Source organism: Nocardia sp. CA-129566 (assembly GCF_050956075.1).
Classification (GTDB): domain Bacteria; phylum Actinomycetota; class Actinomycetes; order Mycobacteriales; family Mycobacteriaceae; genus Nocardia.
Map to the genome: position 1 here is coordinate 6,346,150 of NZ_CP192085.1, position 17,139 is coordinate 6,363,288.

Annotated in this window: 18 protein-coding genes, 1 tRNA gene and 1 pseudogene; 8 read left to right on the plus strand and 12 right to left on the minus strand. The window is 65.3% G+C overall.

Translation table 11 applies throughout. The features are described from left to right. The first annotated feature begins 33 nt into the window (after nt 1-33). The 4 genes from ACQP0C_RS27775 to ACQP0C_RS27790 all read left to right on the plus strand — a co-directional run bounded on the left by ACQP0C_RS27775 (nt 34) and on the right by ACQP0C_RS27790 (nt 3,180). Nucleotides 34-315 carry a hypothetical protein gene (locus ACQP0C_RS27775; protein WP_433724600.1) on the plus strand — a complete coding sequence of 94 codons (282 nt, stop codon included), beginning with the start codon at nt 34-36 and terminating at the stop codon, nt 313-315. A 205-nt stretch (nt 316-520) separates the two neighbouring features. Then, nucleotides 521-2,149, plus strand: a complete 1,629-nt coding sequence (locus tag ACQP0C_RS27780; protein ID WP_433724602.1) for a hypothetical protein — start codon at nt 521-523, stop codon at nt 2,147-2,149. A gap of 21 nt (nt 2,150-2,170) precedes the next feature. Then, nucleotides 2,171-2,635, plus strand: coding sequence for an NUDIX hydrolase (locus ACQP0C_RS27785; protein ID WP_433724604.1), 465 nt, complete (start codon nt 2,171-2,173; stop codon nt 2,633-2,635). Nucleotides 2,636-2,823: 188 nt separating this feature from the next. Continuing rightward, nucleotides 2,824-3,180, plus strand: coding sequence for a hypothetical protein (locus tag ACQP0C_RS27790; protein ID WP_433724606.1), 357 nt, complete (start codon nt 2,824-2,826; stop codon nt 3,178-3,180). Here ACQP0C_RS27790 and ACQP0C_RS27795 read toward each other — a convergent pair. Then, the gene (locus ACQP0C_RS27795; protein WP_433724608.1) at nt 3,145-4,230 is read right to left on the minus strand and encodes an IS630 family transposase; all 1,086 of its coding nucleotides are present in this window, start codon (nt 4,228-4,230) and stop codon (nt 3,145-3,147) included. The genes ACQP0C_RS27790 and ACQP0C_RS27795 overlap by 36 nt on opposite strands. Nucleotides 4,231-5,025: 795 nt before the next feature. On the opposite strand from ACQP0C_RS27795, the gene ACQP0C_RS27800 reads away from it, so the two are divergent. After that, a complete protein-coding gene (locus ACQP0C_RS27800; protein ID WP_329406653.1) occupies nt 5,026-5,211 on the plus strand; it encodes a helix-turn-helix domain-containing protein in 186 nt (61 codons plus the stop codon). 334 nt (nt 5,212-5,545) lie between these two features. After that, nucleotides 5,546-6,799: a site-specific integrase gene (locus tag ACQP0C_RS27805; RefSeq protein WP_433724611.1), complete on the plus strand. Its 1,254-nt coding sequence runs from the start codon at nt 5,546-5,548 to the stop codon at nt 6,797-6,799. Nucleotides 6,800-6,897: 98 nt separating this feature from the next. Here the strand turns inward: ACQP0C_RS27805 and ACQP0C_RS27810 are convergent. After that, nucleotides 6,898-6,971 (minus strand) — tRNA-Pro (locus ACQP0C_RS27810). Nucleotides 6,972-7,065: 94 nt separating this feature from the next. Continuing rightward, on the minus strand, nt 7,066-7,818 hold the full coding sequence (locus tag ACQP0C_RS27815; RefSeq protein ID WP_433724613.1) for an acyl-[acyl-carrier-protein] thioesterase: 753 nt from the start codon (nt 7,816-7,818) through the stop codon (nt 7,066-7,068). 137 nt (nt 7,819-7,955) lie between these two features. On the opposite strand from ACQP0C_RS27815, the gene ACQP0C_RS27820 reads away from it, so the two are divergent. Next, complete coding sequence (locus ACQP0C_RS27820; protein ID WP_433724615.1) at nt 7,956-8,474, plus strand: DUF5666 domain-containing protein; 519 nt, start codon at nt 7,956-7,958, stop codon at nt 8,472-8,474. A 7-nt stretch (nt 8,475-8,481) separates the two neighbouring features. Here the strand turns inward: ACQP0C_RS27820 and ACQP0C_RS27825 are convergent, their stop codons facing one another. From ACQP0C_RS27825 to ACQP0C_RS27840, 4 genes and pseudogenes are all read right to left on the minus strand, one after another. Further along, a complete protein-coding gene (locus ACQP0C_RS27825; protein WP_433724617.1) occupies nt 8,482-9,489 on the minus strand; it encodes an LLM class flavin-dependent oxidoreductase in 1,008 nt (335 codons plus the stop codon). A gap of 21 nt (nt 9,490-9,510) precedes the next feature. After that, nucleotides 9,511-9,804 carry an ArsR/SmtB family transcription factor gene (locus ACQP0C_RS27830; RefSeq protein WP_433724619.1) on the minus strand — a complete coding sequence of 98 codons (294 nt, stop codon included), beginning with the start codon at nt 9,802-9,804 and terminating at the stop codon, nt 9,511-9,513. Nucleotides 9,805-9,889: 85 nt separating this feature from the next. Continuing rightward, the gene (locus ACQP0C_RS27835; protein ID WP_433734675.1) at nt 9,890-10,696 is read right to left on the minus strand and encodes an Lrp/AsnC family transcriptional regulator; all 807 of its coding nucleotides are present in this window, start codon (nt 10,694-10,696) and stop codon (nt 9,890-9,892) included. Nucleotides 10,697-10,726: 30 nt separating this feature from the next. Continuing rightward, nucleotides 10,727-10,900: pseudogene (locus tag ACQP0C_RS27840) on the minus strand (AsnC family protein); the annotation flags it as partial. A gap of 22 nt (nt 10,901-10,922) precedes the next feature. Between ACQP0C_RS27840 and ACQP0C_RS27845 the strand changes: the two are divergent. Beyond that, nucleotides 10,923-11,753 (plus strand): NAD(P)H-binding protein, encoded by an 831-nt coding sequence (locus tag ACQP0C_RS27845; protein ID WP_433724621.1) that lies wholly within the window; start codon nt 10,923-10,925, stop codon nt 11,751-11,753. A 31-nt stretch (nt 11,754-11,784) separates the two neighbouring features. On the opposite strand, the gene ACQP0C_RS27850 is transcribed toward ACQP0C_RS27845, so the two are convergent. From ACQP0C_RS27850 to ACQP0C_RS27870, 5 genes are all read right to left on the minus strand, one after another. Beyond that, nucleotides 11,785-12,510, minus strand: a complete 726-nt coding sequence (locus ACQP0C_RS27850; protein WP_433724623.1) for an anti-sigma factor — start codon at nt 12,508-12,510, stop codon at nt 11,785-11,787. Continuing rightward, nucleotides 12,510-13,169, minus strand: a complete 660-nt coding sequence (sigK, locus tag ACQP0C_RS27855; RefSeq protein WP_433724625.1) for an ECF RNA polymerase sigma factor SigK — start codon at nt 13,167-13,169, stop codon at nt 12,510-12,512. The genes ACQP0C_RS27850 and sigK overlap by 1 nt, the downstream gene beginning before the upstream one ends. 321 nt (nt 13,170-13,490) lie before the next feature. Further along, a complete protein-coding gene (gene der, locus ACQP0C_RS27860; RefSeq protein ID WP_433724627.1) occupies nt 13,491-14,903 on the minus strand; it encodes a ribosome biogenesis GTPase Der in 1,413 nt (470 codons plus the stop codon). Further along, on the minus strand, nt 14,900-15,610 hold the full coding sequence (gene cmk / locus ACQP0C_RS27865) for a (d)CMP kinase (protein WP_433724629.1): 711 nt from the start codon (nt 15,608-15,610) through the stop codon (nt 14,900-14,902). Before cmk ends, der begins: the two co-directional genes overlap by 4 nt. A 32-nt stretch (nt 15,611-15,642) precedes the next feature. Next, on the minus strand, nt 15,643-17,130 hold the full coding sequence (locus ACQP0C_RS27870; protein ID WP_433724631.1) for a pseudouridine synthase: 1,488 nt from the start codon (nt 17,128-17,130) through the stop codon (nt 15,643-15,645). Between the last annotated feature and the right edge of the window lie 9 nt (nt 17,131-17,139).

Consider the following 17,139-nt stretch of genomic DNA (forward strand, 5'->3'; position numbering starts at 1 on the left):
GAGCTGCCCTCATCACGGGAACGAGGGGAGCGAATGACGTTGCGCCAGTACCTCGTCACGGTGCACTGCTGCGATATCCGGTGGGTGGTCCATGTGCCGGCAGTGGCCCGATGGACGTTGGTCGAGCGGAAGAAGGCGATCGAGACCACGACACGCGCCATGATCGCTGCGGTGACCGGGACCGAGCCCACCTCGTTCGGCCTTGACCTGACCCACGGCCGGGTAGTGAACAGTATCGAGGAATTCGCCATCGCTACCGGGCAGGCCACGCAGTGGGACCTGGCGGTCACAACTGGCCCGCCCGACGCCGCGTAGCAGCACCCCGAAATAGCCCACGAAATAACGCATCCACAGCGTGCACCCCGACAGCTGTCGGGGTCGACGCGTGCTGCCTCAGAAACGAATAAGTCGTTCGCGCGATCGAAATGAGCTGGTTATGTCTCGTTTTCACCCGTCCGCACCGGCCGAGCATGTGCTTCGAACCGGGAGAATCATCGGCCCAGATGAGACGCCAGCGACCATGGTCGAGCGCATGACGCGCTGCCTTGCAAAACAAGAGGCAGCGTTCTCCGGTTGGCGTCAGGCCGAGACCTTCGCCGCCGAGTTCGAATGTGACTTCGACAACAAGGAAATCGTCATGAGTACGCCGGTCATGACGAATGCGGGCCGACACACGGACAGGCCGCTCACAGCGTGCACGGTGCCAACCGTGGACGTTGGCCCGTCTCGAGCACGGCGGTTACGCGAAGAAGTCCTCGTGCTGCACGAGCAGGGCATGGGGACCGGATTCAACCTCGATGCGACCGACGATCCCGTCGCCACGTTGCGTTTCCTCAATCACGTCGCGGTCGAGAGTGCCACCAGTGGTAGGGAGGATCGCCCGGTCGGCAATATGGCGATCCTGAGCGTCCGGCACCCGAAGATCCGTGAGTTCGTCACCGCCAAGGCCGACGCCGCCTCCGACCCAACCGACTGGAAGTTCAACATCTCGGTCAACCTGGGCGACGTGTTCATGGCGGCGGTCCATCGGGGCGACCGCATCGAACTCGATGACGGCAGCAAGATCGACGCGGGTTGCCTGTTCGATGATCTCTGCCAGTCCGCGGCGGTATGCGCTGATCCCGGCGTGGTGTTCCTTGACCGGATGAACGGACGCAACCCCGTTCCCGGGATGGGCGCGTACACAACGACGGCACCGTGCGCGGAGGTGGGACTCATCGCTGGTGAGACCTGCCAATTCGGCTACCTCAACGTCGGCAAGTTCGTCTCGACCGACAGCGCGGACCGGCCGGTGATTGACTTCGCGAAGCTCGAACAGGTCACCGCCCTGATGACCCGCGCGCTGGACAACTGCCTGGCGGTCAGCGAAGCGAACCTGAACGAGCTTCGGGCACAGTATGTCTCGCACCAGAAGCGCAAGATCGGAATCGGGCTGTGTGGCGTCGCCGACGCGCTGAGCATCGTCGGTCTGCCGTACGATTCCGACGCGGCCCGCGAACTGATGACAGATATCCTTTCGTTCGTCAACTTCGCCTCCAAGCAGGCGTCGGTCCGCCTGGCCGAGACCCGCGGGCCATGCGGCGCGATGCGCACAATGGTCGTCGGCAACCGTCACCGCGTACGCCCAGGGCACATCGAGAACCTGTATGGGCATCTGACCTCCGGCACCGTGGCGGCCGACGACTGGCGCTGCCTATCCCGACACATCGCCGCGACCGGCATGCTGCGTAACGTCTCGACAATCGCGCTTCCGCCCACTGGCCGCAGCGCCCTGGTCATCGACGCCTCCACCGGGGTGGAGCCGCACTTCGATACCTTCGCCGCCAATGACGCTGTCCTGGATCATCTGGAGAAAATCGTGTGGGCGAAGTACGGCGAGTCGATCCATGGCGACTACGCGGTACAGTCGCCGCCTGTCAGGGAGCTCCTCGCCTCAGCGCAGGGCATCGGCACGGACGGCCACGTAGCCATGGCCGCCGCGCTGCAGCGCTACACCGATGAGGCCATCGCGAAGACGATCAACCTCCCGGCCGGTTCCACGGCCGAGGACGTCAGAGATGCCTATCTCGCTGGCTACCAGGCAAACTTGAGCGGGATCACGGTATACGTGGACGGCAGCCGCACTACACAGCCCAAACAGCTACGGTAAGAATGGAATTGGATATCCCGCATGAGCGACACCACTCACTTCCAATACTGTCAGAAGCTCGTCGTCATCGACCCCGCGACCGACAGTGTCCTGCTGGCCCGACGCAAGGGAGAAGCCGACTACGACGGCGTCTACTCCCTCATCGGCGGGAAGATGGAAACCACCGACGGCTCCATCCTGGATGCGATACGCCGCGAGAAGGAAGAAGAAATCGGCAAGGCGGCCATCATCGCGATCGCCGAAGACCTCTCGTACAACGTCCTTTTCAAGAAGAAGGACGGCAACAGTATGATTCTGCCGCACTTCTACGGCGAGTACGACAGCGGCGACATCGAACTGAATGAGGAATACTCGGACTACGCCTGGGTGCCCGTAGGCGAGCTGGATTCATTCGAACCGAAGATCGACACCATACCGACTGCTGTCCGGTGGGCGACGCAGATCGGCGAGCTGGTGAAGAAGGGGCAGAAGCTCACGAGGCTGTAGCTGCTCTCGGACACACCGCCACCATCACGGGCACGGCACCGGGTGCGGTCGTCACGCTCAAAATGGGCGCGAACGTGACTATGGATAGGTGGCGAGCGCCCTGAGCTCTCGACGCGTTCAGTACCAAAGGTGCGGCCGGAGTTACGCTCGCAGCTGGTGTCGCCAGTGGATATGACATCGTGGCAGGCATGAACGAGTCAGGCCGGGATGAAGCTCCGCCGACCAAGGCGATGACGCGCGTAGTTGAAGGCCGCTTGTTCATGGAGCGGGAAGGACTGGCGGTAGCGCCGGACTGCCTGGGTAAGGTGTACGAGACTGTGATTGGCGGTCAGCCTCTGAAGGTCTTGTTCCCCGCCCCGGACCCGCAAGATATGGACACTCTTCCCGTGCTTGCAGCTCCAGAGATGCTCTATGAGCACCCCCCTGTGATTCCACAGGTCGCGATTTGGGAGTGGGGGAAGATCAACTCGGCGGATCGGGACGGCTGGGTACGCGCCGACATTACCCGACTAGTGTCCTGCGCCTGGAATTCGTTGAAGATATGAGGCGAGTCGTTCGAGTATCTCGTCGGCGGTCTTGGTCCAGGTGAACGGTTTCGGGTTCTGGTTCCACTGGTCGATCCAGTCGCGGATGTCCTTCTCGAGGGCTTGGATCGACCGGTGTGCGCTGCGGCGGAGTTTCTTGTCGGTGAGCAGGCCGAACCAGCGTTCCACCTGATTGAGCCAGGAGGAGTAGGTGGGGGTGAAGTGCATGTGGAAACGTGGATGTGCCGCAAGCCATTTCGCCACGACAGGGGCCTTGTGGGTGCCGTAGTTGTCGCAGATCAGGTGCACGTCCAGCTCGGCCGGTACTTCTTTGTCGAGCTTGATCAAAAATTTCTTGAACTCGCTGGCCCGATGGCGGCGATGGATCGAGCCGATCACCTCGCCGGTGGCGATGTCGAGGGCAGCGAACAGGGTGGTGATGCCGTGGCGGATGTAGTCGTGGGTGCGCCGCTCGGGCATGCCCGGCATCATCGGAAGCACCGGCGCCGACCGGTCCAGAGCCTGGATCTGGGATTTCTCGTCAACACACAGGACGAGGGCCTTCTCCGGTGGATCCAGATACAACCCGACCACGTCACGGACCTTGTCGATGAACTGCGGGTCGTTGCTGATCTTGAACTCGTCGGCGCGATGCGGTTGCAGCCCGAACGCCTTCCAGATCCGGCCCACCGTCGAGCGGCTCAGCCCGCTCTCTGCGGCCATCGACGCCCGCGACCAGTGCGTGGCATCGGCCGGCTGCCGCTCCAACGTCGCCACCAGCACCGCCTCGACCCGCTCGTCGGTGATCGTGCGCGGCGCCCCGGGCCGTGGTTCATCACCCAAACCCTCGATTCGCTTGTCCAGGAACCGTTTCCGCCACTTGGTCACCGTCTGCGGCCAGATCCCCAGCTCGGCGGCAACCTCCTTGTTCGACCGCAACCCTTCTTCCTCGGCACAGCCCAGCACGATCCGGCACCGCAGCGCCAGAGCCTGCGACGACTTCGCCCGCCGCGACCAGCTAGCCGGTAGGCCCTCCGATCCCTCGGCACAGGGCCTCGAGCGGCTAAACACCGCGACGATGAGGCAGAAGCGGATTGGTCGCCACCGTCCACACGGGCACCCGAACGGATACCGAGCGTGGTCCAGCGCCAGCGTGCCGATTCGCTCCAGTTCGGCGCACTTCCCTTGCCCCTCAACATAATCCTGGACATAGACAAGTGCCTTAGTCTCGATGTGACTGTGGCACTCGAACTTTCAGCGCACTGCGGATCCCCACCTACCGGACGCAAGAGCGTCTTCGAGCTCACCGTGACGATCTCGGTTCCGAGAACCGACAGCTTCGTTCGGCGATCGTCTTTGCGGCAGCTCCGGTCGACGGACAACCTCATGCTCCCCGAGTTGTCGACCGAGCGTGAAGGCTGGCGCCCACATGAAAGCCGTCCGCCGATGCAAGATCGGTGGCGAAAATTTGGGATTTGGGGTTTCATGGAGGTTGGGGATGAATCGCGGATCGGGTTAGGAATGAGTAACCCATGTGTCCACTCCCCCTTGATTCTTCCAGCGCGGCCATGCCACCAATCACCACAGCGCTGTCTGTGTTGGGGGCACGGGATTCCAAGCGAGTGCATAGCGCTGCCAGTTGGCCCTGTCGACCGTTCTGCATCACTTCGGTCACTTGCCATGGACTGCCAGCCAGTTTCGTCGTTGCGCGCACAGCTGCGCACCGACTCCGGGTGGAGTCTTTCGGGCCTCTGCGCCGACGAGAACCGAATCAGCCGGTAACACACTCCTGTTCAGCCCACCGCGTCCTTGGCGACGAACACATCGACAGCCGGTGCAATGCAGCGATGTCGCATGGAGACCGCCGTGTCCGGTGAAGTGGTCTGGCTCAGCACCGACGATGTCGCCGAACGGCTGAAGATTCCGAAGAAGACCCTCGCCGCCTGGGCGAGCGCCGGACGCGGTCCTCGATTCGCACGAATGGGGCGGTACCGGCGCTATCGACTGAGCGATCTGCTCGCCTGGGAGCAAGAGCAACTGGACAAGACGTGACCGGCTGCCATGCCGCTGCGGCCCCGGCACAAGGCAGCCCTCGCCCGAATGTCCGTTGCCGCTGATGGAGTCGTCACCGAATCCGAGCAACCCAACATGACCTTTCCGCTTCACTGCTAACTGTTGGCAAACTTTCTGATCTTGAAACCGCGTTTCCGATCTTCGAGACTCGTCGTCGCTGGGCATCGCTTCCCCGACTCGGCCGATCGGTCAGTCCAGCGGACCCATCTCGCCCACCCCACCGAGCACCTGCCAGGGCCGCCGAGGTCCGTGGCTCACCACAGCGCAGCATCCCAGCAACCCACACACCGACTACTGAAGGGAGAAACCACAATTGGGCGGCAGACTCCCCAAGCCCGTAGGAACCTTCGGCACACCGACGAAGCCGAAGAAGCAGAAGAACGGACGCTGGCGCACCGCCGTCTACTTCTACGGGGCCGCAGGACGCACACAGCTGCAACGCATGGGCACCAGCGCCGACGAGGCACGCAACCGGCTCGCCGAAGCCATGCGCGATCACCGGGAACAACTGGGATCTCAGCGCATCACCCGCACTACCAAGCTGATGGATCTGGCCGCCGAACTACTCGTCGAACTGGAAGGTGATGACGCCTACACCGACGGAAATATCGAGGACTACCGTCGCGAGATCTACGTCTCGAAGGACAAGCGTGCCGACCCGAAGACGATCAAGATCGAGAATTCCCTGGGTAATCTTCAGGTCTGGCAAGCGACCACCGGAGAGTTGGACCGGCACCTCAAACGGCTCGTGAGCCTGGGGCTGCGCCGCAAAGCCAAGCAGCACAAGATCGTCCTGCGTGCGATGCTGCAGATCGCCGTCCGTCACGGTGCCGTCGAGACGAATCCGATCGACGGTGTCGGCGCGTTCACCCGGCGCAAGAAGCAAGCGCGCGGCAAGGTCCAAGACCAGCAAGCGTTGCCGGCCTTCCGTGCACAAGTGCGCGCATGGGCTCGCGGTGAGGCGATTCCCGGCACCCCGGCCTACACGACCGGGCCCGCACGGGACTGGGCAGTGGTGTGGGTGATCGACGTGATCACCGGGACAGGCATGCGCCCGCATGAGGTCTTCGCGCTGCTACTCGACGATATTGATCTCGATGCCCCCGACCCGTATCTGGACGTCACGGGAACCCTGGTCGAGCAGAAAGGCAAAGGCACCGGTGGATGGGTCCGCAAGCCCGCTCCGAAGACGGAAAACGGATGGCGCCGAATCTTGTTGCCGCCACACACCGTCGACTCGATCCGCGAGGCCATCGAGTACCTGAAGACCTCGGGGCAGCCGAATCCGATGGGGTTGCTGTTCCCTTCCCGGGTCGGGACGGTGCGCAATCCGAACAACTTCGGCAGGACCTGGCGTGCCGCCCGCGGCGACACCTTCGCATGGATCACTCCACGCACCTTCCGCAAGGGCGCCGCTACCGAGGTCGATAACGCCTACGGCGACCCGGAGCGGGCGGCCCGCCAGCTGGGCAACACCACGGCGGTGGCCAAGGGCCACTACATCGACATCCCGGAGACCGTGCCGGACAATCGCGACGTCCTCGAGCGCTGGGCGCGAGGCGGATGAGCTCGAAAATCTGACATTTTGATGCGATCAGCTCAAATCCGAGCCTGAACCGGACATGAGAAAACCCCTTCCGACCGAGGTCAGAAGGGGTTTCTTTGTCGGGCTGACAGGATTTGAACCTGCGACCACCTGACCCCCAGTCAGGTGCGCTACCAAGCTGCGCCACAGCCCGTTGCGCCCGGCGGTGGGCGCTCGAAAAGATTACCTCAGGGGTGGGCGAGACACCGAATCGCCTGGTTATCGGTGTGGCGGGTGGGGTTGGTGGGTCAGCGCGGGGTGACGCGGGCGGCGGCTCGGGGTTCGTCGCCGACGGCGAACCAGACGTGGAGGGCGGTGTCGTCGCGGCGGCCGACGACGCGGACCTGCTCCTCCGACTGCAATGGTTTCGCGTATTCGATGACGGTCCGGTGCGGGCCGGATACGAGGTCGGTGTGGGCGGCCAGGATTTCTTCCAGTGCGCTGAGATAGACGGCATTGTTGACGTGGTCGAACCAGTCGATATCGGCGATGCGGAGCGGGAAGGATAGCTCCTGGATTCCGGGGCCGGCGGGTAGTGGGTCGGTGAGCGTCGCTTTCCAGCGCAGGCGGTGTTCGGTGGTGCTGGCGAGCATGGGCGCCATGAAGCGGTCGCTCATTCGGGTGGGGACGCCGGATTCGGTGCCGAAATGGATGAGGAATCCCTCGGTTTCGACCAATCCGCCCTTGTTGCCGCAGATTTGGACGCGCATATTGCACCAGCGGTTGGACAGCGCCGAGCACCAGCGGCGCAGGGTGACGTGTTCGCCGAATTCGATGGGCTCGAGGATATCGATGACGGTGCGACGGACCACCCAACCGCGGTGGCTGTCACCGTCCTCGACGGCGCCGAGGTGTTCGAAGCCGATGTCCTGGAGGTAGCGGGCGATGGCATCCAGACGCAGGCGTTGGTCTCGGTCGGTGTCGGCAAGGCGGACCGGCCAGCCCGTTTCGAACGGGGTTCCGGTGCTGGGGCGTTCCGGCAACACGCTGGGAATGACCATGAACGGATAATGCCAGGTACTGGTCGTCGAAGTCCGCGCAGACCCGCCGTCGCGAGCGCCCGCGTCGCGATCAGCGCGTCCACATGCTCCCGTCAGTGGTGATAGGCGGTCGTACTCGATTGCTTAACGTTGAAGCTATGAGTCCACCGGCCACCCCGTGGTCGAACCAGCCCGAGGGCCTGCCTGCCAAGGAGTCCAGCGGCAACGAGCTGGCAGTCGACCGGGTAGTACTCACTGCCATCACGATTCCGTCGAATCGGCCGCTCCGACTCGATGTCGGCATGCTCACCGGAACCACCCTCGCGGTCGCATCGACGTTGCTGGTCGGCTTGCTGCTGTCGGGCCGATCCGAAGATTCGGCAACGGCCCCCAGCGTGTCTGCGGTGGCCACCAGCACCGCCGTGCCAGCGAACGCGGTTCAGGTCAACCGCGGGCTGACCGTCGGCGAGGTCACGGCCAACGACGGCAAGACCGTGACCGTGGCCGGGCTACTCGGGGCGAAAACCAATGTGCACATCAACGCCAAAACCCAGGTACTGATCCTGAGCGGCACCAGCGTGTCGGATGTGAAGGTCGGCGCCGCGGTCGTCGTCCACGGCGATAAGGAGGCCGATGGCTCCATCACCGCGAATTTGATCGTCGGCGCCGAACTGTGAAACGCGGTTAACGAATCACCGCCTCGTCCGCGGCGATGGCCGCACCGGTGAGTTCGACGGACCGGAGTCGGTCGTCGATTTCGGTGGCGTGGTGCGCGACGATGAGTTCGTCCGCGCCGATGGATCCCGCGAAATCCGCCAGGTAGTCCCGAACTTCGGCGGGCGTGCCGACCGCGGTGTAGCGGGTCATCGCGCTGAGCTGGCTGCCGTTGGGCGAGGCGAGGAATGCGTCGATCTCCTCGTCGGTGAACTCGGCACCCGCCGCACCCCGCCTGATCATGGCCCGTGCGCGCGCACGATAGGCGACCGCCTTCTGCTCCGCCGCCGCGTCGTGGTCCTCGGCGGCGAACACATTGACTCCGGCCATCACATACGGCTCGGCCAGCTGCTCCGACGGCCGGAAACTGTCGCGGTAGACGGCCACCGCCTGGTGCAGCGCGTCGGGCGCGAAGTGCGATGCGAAGGCGTATGGCAGACCGAGCTGCGCGGCGAGCTGCGCACCGAACAGTGACGATCCCAGAATATAAAGCGGCACTACGCCTTCCGCCCGCGGCACGGCCTGCACTCCGGGCACTCGTGAGTTCCCCGTCAGGTACCCCTGCAATTCCAGTACGTCCTTGGGGAAGGAGTCCGCCGATGCCGGGTCCCGGCGCAGCGCGAACATGGTCTTCTGGTCACTGCCCGGTGCGCGGCCGAGTCCGAGGTCGATCCGTCCGGGATACAGCGTCTCCAGGGTGCCGAACTGCTCCGCGATCACCAGTGGCGAATGGTTCGGCAGCATGATGCCGCCCGCCCCGAGCCGAATGGTGTCGGTATGCGCCGCGACGTGACCGATGAGAACGCTGGTGGCGCTGGACGCGATCGAGCGCATGTTGTGGTGTTCGGCGTACCAGACGCGTCGGTAGCCGCTGCGTTCGGCGACCCGAGCCAGCGCGACGCTGTTATCGAAGCTGTCGCGCGCGGTGCGGCCGGGTGCGATCGACGCCAAGTCGAGGATCGACAGTGCGGTGGGCATAAGACGCTGCCTTTCGAAAAGTCAGAGAACGCGGTGGAGTTCTTCGGTGAAGGCCCGGATGCGGGCATCGTCGCGGCGGTAGTACGTCCACTGGCCGCGACGGGTGGCGCTGAGGAATCCGGCGCGCTGCAGGATCGCCAGATGCGCCGAGATGGTCGACGCCGAGGTCCCGGCCTTCTGTTGGATGAGGCCGACGCACACGCCGAGTTCGGTCGTGTCCGGACCGCGTTCCGGGAAGTTCGCATCGGGATCCTTGAGCCACGCCAAGATGTTCAGCCGAGTCTCGTTCGCCAGCGCCTTGCACTCGTCGAGCACATCCACCTCCCTTCGGTATTTCGCTAATTAACGAACTTACGCCGCCTACGACGACTCGGCACCGTGACACAGACCACGCCGGGTGTCAGAGGACGAGGGATCCCGCGCGTTTGACGGTACGAATGACCGGAGCCGATTCGACAGTGGCGATCCCCGGCAGCTCGGCGATGCGTTCGGTGAGGTAGCGGCCGAGGTCGTGCGGGTCGCGGCAGTTGACCGCCGCTACCAGGTTGGTGGCACCGGTGGTGAGTGCGGCGAAGGAAACCTCGGGGTGGCGGGCCATGGCTTCTCCGACAGTGACAGCGGCGGCCGGTCGGGTGGCGATCCACAGGCGGGCTTCGGTGCCGAAACCGAGTGCGGCGGCGGGGATATCGAGTTGGTAGCGCAGGATTCCATTGCGACGCAGGGTGTCCATGCGGCGGCGGACCTTGGTTTCGGACCATCGGGTGGCGGTGGCGAGGTCGGAGTAGGGGGTGCGGCCATCGTGGTTGAGGGCGCGCAGGAGGGTCTTATCGCCTTCGTCGAGGTGCACGGGGCCGTCTTCGGAGTCGGCCGGGGCGGGACGCAGCTGGTCGACCTGGTCGGGGGTCAGTGCGGCGAGGCCTTGCCAGCCGTCGGGCAGCATGAATCCGCGCAACAGCAGGTGGGCGGACATGGCAACGATTCGACTGGTGCGTGGAAGTTTGTGCAGCAGTAGGGTTTCCTGCTCTTCCGTGCTGCGGGTCTGGACCGTGCAGGACACCTCGGTCCCCGCAGAGAGCAGATAGACGAAGGACGTATCGTCGCGGGCCGCAAGGGCTTTCGCGACCGACCCGGCGGCGTCCGGGGTGCAGCGCAATCGGATCGTCCATTGGACGTAGCCGAGACGACGGCCATCGACCAGTCCGATCACCCTGAGCGCGTAGGCATTTCGGAGCTGACGGTAGCGACGGGCGATGGTGTTCTCGGAGACGTCGAGAACTTCGGCAATGGCCCGAAAGGACGTCCGGCCGTCGATCTGCAGCGCGTGGATTGTGCCCGATCGACGGTATCCATCATCAGATCTCCATTTCTGACGGTTTCCAGTGATATCAGCCCTGACACTGGTAGAAACCACTCCCCGTCCTCACGATCGTGGCATGGCCAAGAACATCCTCGTCCTCGCCGCCAGCGGAAATGTCGGCAGCCAACTCGTCGCCCAACTCCGGGTGGCCGGTCACCACGTGCGCGCAGGTACCCGCAACCCGGCGACGGCCGAATTCCCGGCCGACGTGCGGGTAGTACGCGCCGAACTGTCCGAACCCGAAACCCTGATCGGCTGCCTCGACGAAATCGATGCGGTCTTCCTGTTGTGGCCACTGCATACCGGCGCACAACTGCCGAAGGCGCTCGACATCATCGCCGAGTCCACCCGTCGCGTCGTGTTCCTCGGCACCGGCGGCATTCCGGATCTCAGCTTCGAGGAGCAGCAAGGGCTCGTACACGGCTGCGGCATCGAATCGGTGGTGATCCGGCCGAGCACCTTCGCCGTCAACACGCTCTGGTGGGCCGATCAGATCCGCACCGGCGATATCGTGCACGGCAGCCATGGCGCGCTGCCGATGAGCCTGATCCACGAGGCCGATATGGCCGCCGTAGCGGCCAGAGCACTCACCGAAAACAGCCATGCCGGAGCTACTTACACGTTGACCGGACCGGAAGTGCTCACCCAGGCCGAGCAGGTGCGGGTCATCGGCGAAGTGCTCGGGCGACCGTTGCGCTGGGCCGAACTCACCCGCGAACAGGCCCGGCAACGGCTGCTCGCCGACAAATCCTTCCCCGACTCATTCGTCGAGGTCCTGCTCGACGGCTACGACACGATGATGGCCGCACCGCGACCGCGAACCACCTCCACCGTCGCCGACCTCACCGGCCGCCCGGCGCGGTCGCTGGCCGAATGGGTATCCGACCACCGCGCCGACTTCGGCTGACCGCTCGGCACGGCACCCCGCCCCGGCGAGTTCAGGCGAGTCCGAGGCGCGCGATCGGTGTGCCGGTCGGTGTGGCCGAACCGCCTGCGGGTTCGACCGTCATGGCCAGGGTATCGACGGTATCGAAGCGGGTGAGCACCGACGGAGCGGCGGCCGACACGACCACCGCGACCGAATGCGGTACCCCGTCCGCGGACACCAGCCAGACCTGATAGATGCGCCCATCCGGTGGCGCCGCAATACCGTCGAAACTCACCATCGCGGTAGCGATCCCGGCGGAGGTCCGCACCGTGAGGGCGCCGCCGGAGGACACCGGGACCAACCGCGTCCGCAAATCGGGCTGCGCGAGCATCAACTCCGCGCTCATGCCGCGCGCAGGGGCAGATGCGGCGTGCAGCATCACCATCGCGACGCCCGCACCGAGGGTAATGATCACCGCGGCGGCCGCCGTCACCCAGCCCAACCGCCCACGCCAGCGGTGGCGCACGGGGTGGCGATCGGCGCCCAGAGATTCGTCGAGCGCCCGCAGCAGTGCAGTCTCGAGCTCTGGCGGCGGGGCCATGGCGTCGACAACGGTGAGTGAGGCCAGCACTTCTCGCAGGTCGTACACCGTGGTGGCGAACTCGGCGGCAATGGCCTCGTCCACACCCTCCAAACGGCGTTCGATACGTCTGCGCTCGATCGTATCGAGCGAATCCAGTGCATACGGGTAAGCCAGGTCGAGCAAGTCCGCGGCCGGTCGGTCGTGGTCGCTCATCAATTGTCACCTCCGGAAAGACAGTGTGCGAGACGCTTGAGCCCATCCCTGATCCGACTCTTGATGGTCGGCAGCGGGACGGCCAGCTGTTCGGCCACCTCGGGATAGGTTCGTCCGCTGTAGTAGGCCAACGCCAGTGCCTCCCGCTGCATCTCGGTCAAGGTCTGCAGGCAGCCGAGTACGGCCTCCGCATCGAGGTGCTGATCGACCGCTTCGGCGACGACGTCATGATCACGTCCCAAATGCGTGTGTCCGTAGACGATGTCGCGGGTCGACGCGGCGCGCTCGCGTCGGACGCGGTCGACCGCGCGCCGATGCGCCAGCGTCATCAGCCAGCCCATCGGGCTGGACAGGGTGTGGTCGTAGCGATCGGCCTGCGACCACACCTGCAGATATACCTCCTGCACAATCTCTTCGGCCTCGGCGTGGCTGCGCAGGACGCGCACCGCCATACCGAAAACGCGGTGACTGGTCTCGCGATAGAACTCGGTGAAGGCGTCGCGGTCCCCCGCGGATATCGCCCCGAGCAGATCGATCAATTTCCGATTGTGCTCGGCATGTTCGGACCCTCGATGTAATTGACAGTATCCGCGCGGCGAATCCCCGTCGGCGGCATCGGTGCGCAGGGGGATGACGATGAACTCCGAATCACGAGTCATGGGCACCTCCTACCCGGTAGTTGGCGGGGCACTGCGGATATCGGATGGATCGACTGCGGGGACACTCTGAACTCGACTCCTGACCAGGTCGGGGCCATATCGGAGATGGCCTGCTGGTCGAACGGTCCGGGGCAGGCCTCGGCATTCGAACTCAACGGAGTTCGCATCGCTTCACGAAGCAGATCGGTCGAATACCAAACTAAACCCGGGTACGGAGATTCACTCGAGGTTTGCCGAAGTCAGGTGTTTCGCATGAGCGAGAGACCAGAACGGACGCCGTTGCTTCGCAGCGGCGTCCGTTCTGTCGGAGGGGTGCGCGGGTTATTTCTTGCGGTCGCGCTTCTCGCGGACGCGCACCGAGATGCGGACCGGGGATCCATCGAAGCCGAATTCCTCGCGCAGACGGCGTTCCAGGAAGCGGCGGTATCCGGCCTCCAGGAAGCCCGTCGTGAAGAGCACGAAGGTCGGCGGACGGGTGGTCGCCTGGGTGGCGAACAGGACGCGGGGCAGGCGACCGCCGCGCATCGGCGGTGGTGTCGCCGCGATGACTTCCTTGAGCCAGTTGTTCAGCCGGCCGGTGGGAATGCGCTTATCCCAGGATTCCAGCGCGGTCTCCATGGCGGGCACCAGCTTTTGCACGGCGCGTCCGGTATGCGCGGAAATATTGACGCGCTGCGCCCATGGCACCCGGACCAGGTCGCGGTCCACTTCCCGGTCCAACTGCAGGCGGCGGTCCTCGTCGACCAGATCCCACTTATTGAAGGCCAGCACCAGTGCGCGACCGGAATCGGCGACCATGCTGATCACCCGCAGGTCCTGTTCGGTGATCGGCTCGGAGGCATCGACCAGCATGATCGCGACCTCGGAGGCCTCCAGTGCCGCCTTGGTGCGCAGCGACGCATAGAACTCCATACCGCTGGCATGGGAGACCTTGCGCCGCAGCCCCGCGGTGTCGACGAACTTCCAGATCCTGCCGCCCAACTCGACCAGCGAGTCGACCGGGTCGACGGTCGTACCCGCGACATCGTGCACCACCGAGCGTTCATCGCCGGAGAGCTTGTTGAGCAGGCTGGACTTGCCGACATTCGGCTTGCCGACGAGCGAGACCCGGCGTGGGCCGGTACCGCCGGTGCCCTCGCGCGGCGTCTCCGGAAGGACTTCCAGTACGTCATCGAGCAGGTCGCCGGTGCCGCGGCCGTGCGAGGCGCTGACCATGCGCGGTTCGCCGAGGCCCAGCGACCACAGTGCGGCCGCTTCGGCCTCGACGCGCTCGTCGTCGACCTTATTGGCGACCAGGATCACCGGGATCTTGGAGCGGCGCAGCTTCCTCACCGCGGCCTCGTCGGTCGCGGTCGCTCCGACAACGGCGTCGACCACCAGCAGGATCGCGTCGGCGGTCTCCATGGCCAGTTCGGCCTGGCGGGCCACCGACTGCTGCAGGCCCTTGGCATCGGGCTCCCAGCCACCGGTGTCCTGCACCAGGAACCGCCGACCCGCCCAACTCGCCTCGTAGGAGATGCGGTCGCGGGTCACTCCGGGAATGTCCTCGACGACAGCCTCGCGGCGGCCGAGAATTCGGTTCACCAGGGTCGACTTACCGACGTTCGGGCGCCCGACGACCGCGACGGTCGGCATGACAAGGTGTTCTTCGTCACCGAACTCGTCGAGATCGGCCATCTCCCAATCGGCTTCGTCGCTCCAGACGCCGTCGCCCGCGAGCACGTCCTCACTCACTGTGCACTTCCCGTCCGGCCAACCGAAACCTGCCGCACCACAACGCGATACAGCTCGTCGATGACCTCATCCATATTCAGCTCGCTGGTGTCGACCAGCACCGCGTCGTCGGCCGGACGCAGTGGGGACACCGTGCGGGTGGAGTCGAGGGTGTCGCGCCGCTGCACATCGGCGAGCACGGCCTCGTAGTCGTCGCCGCGGCCTTCGGCAATGTTCTGCTGGTTGCGGCGCTGGGCGCGGGCCTCGGCGGAGGCGGTGAGGTAGATCTTGGCGTCCGCCTCCGGCAGCACGACGGTGCCGATATCGCGCCCCTCGACCACGATTCGCGCTGCGGCGGAAGCGATTTCACGCTGCAGCGCGACCAACAGATCGCGTACCTCGGCCACCGCCGACACCGCGGAGACCGCCTTGGTGACGGCATTGCCGCGGATCTCCGAGGAGACGTCCTCACCATCGAGCAGGATCACCTCGCGGCTGGGATCGGTGCCGATGGTCAGCGGCAACTCCTTGACCGCGGCGCTGATCTCGGCCGCGTCGCTCAGCTCGACACCGGCACGTAGCACACGCAGGGTCGCGACGCGGTACATCGCACCGGTATCCAGGTAGCTGGCACCGAGCCGGGTGGCCAGTCGCCGCGAGACGCTGGATTTACCGGTGCCCGAAGGCCCGTCCATGGCAACGACCAGCGGCGTGGTGCCATCAACCATCGCAGGGACCTCCACGGGAATCTCTACACCGTTCACAACGACACCGCCTCATAGAGTTTGCCGACTTCATCGCGACCGATCACGCGCAGCGTGCCGGGCCGTTGATCGCCGAGCGCGATCGGACCGATATTGGTGCGCACCAGCCGGGTCACCGGATGGCCGACCGCGTCCAGCAGTCGGCGCACGATGTGCTTGCGCCCTTCGTGCAACACGATCTTGACCAGCGAACGTCCCTCATTGATCTCCAGCACCTGGAACTTGTCCACCTTGGCCGGACCATCCTCGAGTTCGACACCGTCCCTGAGGCGCTTGCCGATCCCCTTGTGGACTTCACCATTGACCGTCGCCAGATAGGTCTTCTCCACCTGGAACGACGGGTGCATGAGCCGATGCGCGAGATCGCCGTCATTGGTGAGCAGCAGCAGCCCCTCGGTATCGGCGTCCAGCCGACCGACGTGGAACAGGCGCTGACCGGCAGCGATGCGTTCGGCGACAATATCGCCGACACACGGGCGGCCCAGATCGTCGGACATGGTGGACTGCCAGCCCTTGGGCTTGTTCAGCGCGAGGTGCACCAACTCCTCGCGCACCATGACGCGGGTGCCGTCGACACGAACCACCGCCTGCTGCGGATCGATCCGCAGGCCCTGTTCGGTGACGATCGCGCCGTCGACCTCGACCCGGCCCTGAGCGATCATCTCCTCGGCCGCGCGGCGCGAGGCGACACCGGCCTTGGCCAGCACCTTCTGCAGCCGCTCGCCCTCGCCCCACGGCATCTTCTCGTGGCCGCCCTCGGCGGGCTGATCAACATGCTGGCGCTTGGCGGGCTTGGCATTGCTCAGCAGCGGGGCGGCGACGACCTTCTTCTGCGGCTTCGGGGCCTTGGCCTTCTTGCCGACCGGCGCGGACATCGCGGCCGAAGCCGGACGACGTGACGGATTGCCCTGCTGCGCAGCACTTCCCGATGTGTAACCGCGCGAACCGGTGGCGCGCGAGGCCGAACCGCCTTGTGCGGCACCGCGATAGGCGTCACCGCGGGAACCGCGCTGATCGCCGCTGCCGCCGTGGGACGAACCACGGTAGCCCGAACCACCCTGCGACGAACCGCGGTAACCGCTTTCGCCTTGGGAGGAGCCGCGGTAGCCGCCCTGCGACGAACCACGCCGATCGGCGCTACCGCGCGCGGCACCGTATCCGCCGCCCTGCGCGGTCCCGCGGTGACCGCCGCTGCGCTGATCGCCCTGCGACGAGCCGCGGTAGTCCGAGCCGCGTGCAGAGCCGCGGTAGCCGCCGTCGTCCCGGGACGAACCGCGGTAGCCGCGATCGCCGCCGCTGTCCTGGGACGAACCGCGGTAGCCACTGCCCCCGTGCGAGGAGCCGCCCCATTCGGCCCCGCGCTGCGTACCTCCCCGTTGTGCCGAACGCGCGTCGCGTGTGCTTCGGCCTGCGCCGCCCCGACGGGGCTGGTCGCTTCTGTTCCTACGATCCGGTGTGCCATCTCGGCGAGCGGGCGTATTCATGTTGTCCTG

Coding starts and splice junctions, on each gene's coding strand:
- ACQP0C_RS27775 (WP_433724600.1), top strand. CDS start 34: ATGACGTTGCGCCAGTACCTCGTCACGGTGCACTGCTGCGATATCCGG.
- ACQP0C_RS27780 (WP_433724602.1), top strand. CDS start 521: ATGGTCGAGCGCATGACGCGCTGCCTTGCAAAACAAGAGGCAGCGTTC.
- ACQP0C_RS27785 (WP_433724604.1), top strand. CDS start 2,171: ATGAGCGACACCACTCACTTCCAATACTGTCAGAAGCTCGTCGTCATC.
- ACQP0C_RS27790 (WP_433724606.1), top strand. CDS start 2,824: ATGAACGAGTCAGGCCGGGATGAAGCTCCGCCGACCAAGGCGATGACG.
- ACQP0C_RS27815 (WP_433724613.1), bottom strand. CDS start 7,818: ATGGTCATTCCCAGCGTGTTGCCGGAACGCCCCAGCACCGGAACCCCG.
- ACQP0C_RS27820 (WP_433724615.1), top strand. CDS start 7,956: ATGAGTCCACCGGCCACCCCGTGGTCGAACCAGCCCGAGGGCCTGCCT.
- ACQP0C_RS27825 (WP_433724617.1), bottom strand. CDS start 9,489: ATGCCCACCGCACTGTCGATCCTCGACTTGGCGTCGATCGCACCCGGC.
- ACQP0C_RS27845 (WP_433724621.1), top strand. CDS start 10,923: ATGGCCAAGAACATCCTCGTCCTCGCCGCCAGCGGAAATGTCGGCAGC.
- ACQP0C_RS27850 (WP_433724623.1), bottom strand. CDS start 12,510: ATGAGCGACCACGACCGACCGGCCGCGGACTTGCTCGACCTGGCTTAC.
- sigK (WP_433724625.1), bottom strand. CDS start 13,169: ATGACTCGTGATTCGGAGTTCATCGTCATCCCCCTGCGCACCGATGCC.
- cmk (WP_433724629.1), bottom strand. CDS start 15,610: ATGGTTGATGGCACCACGCCGCTGGTCGTTGCCATGGACGGGCCTTCG.
- ACQP0C_RS27870 (WP_433724631.1), bottom strand. CDS start 17,130: ATGAATACGCCCGCTCGCCGAGATGGCACACCGGATCGTAGGAACAGA.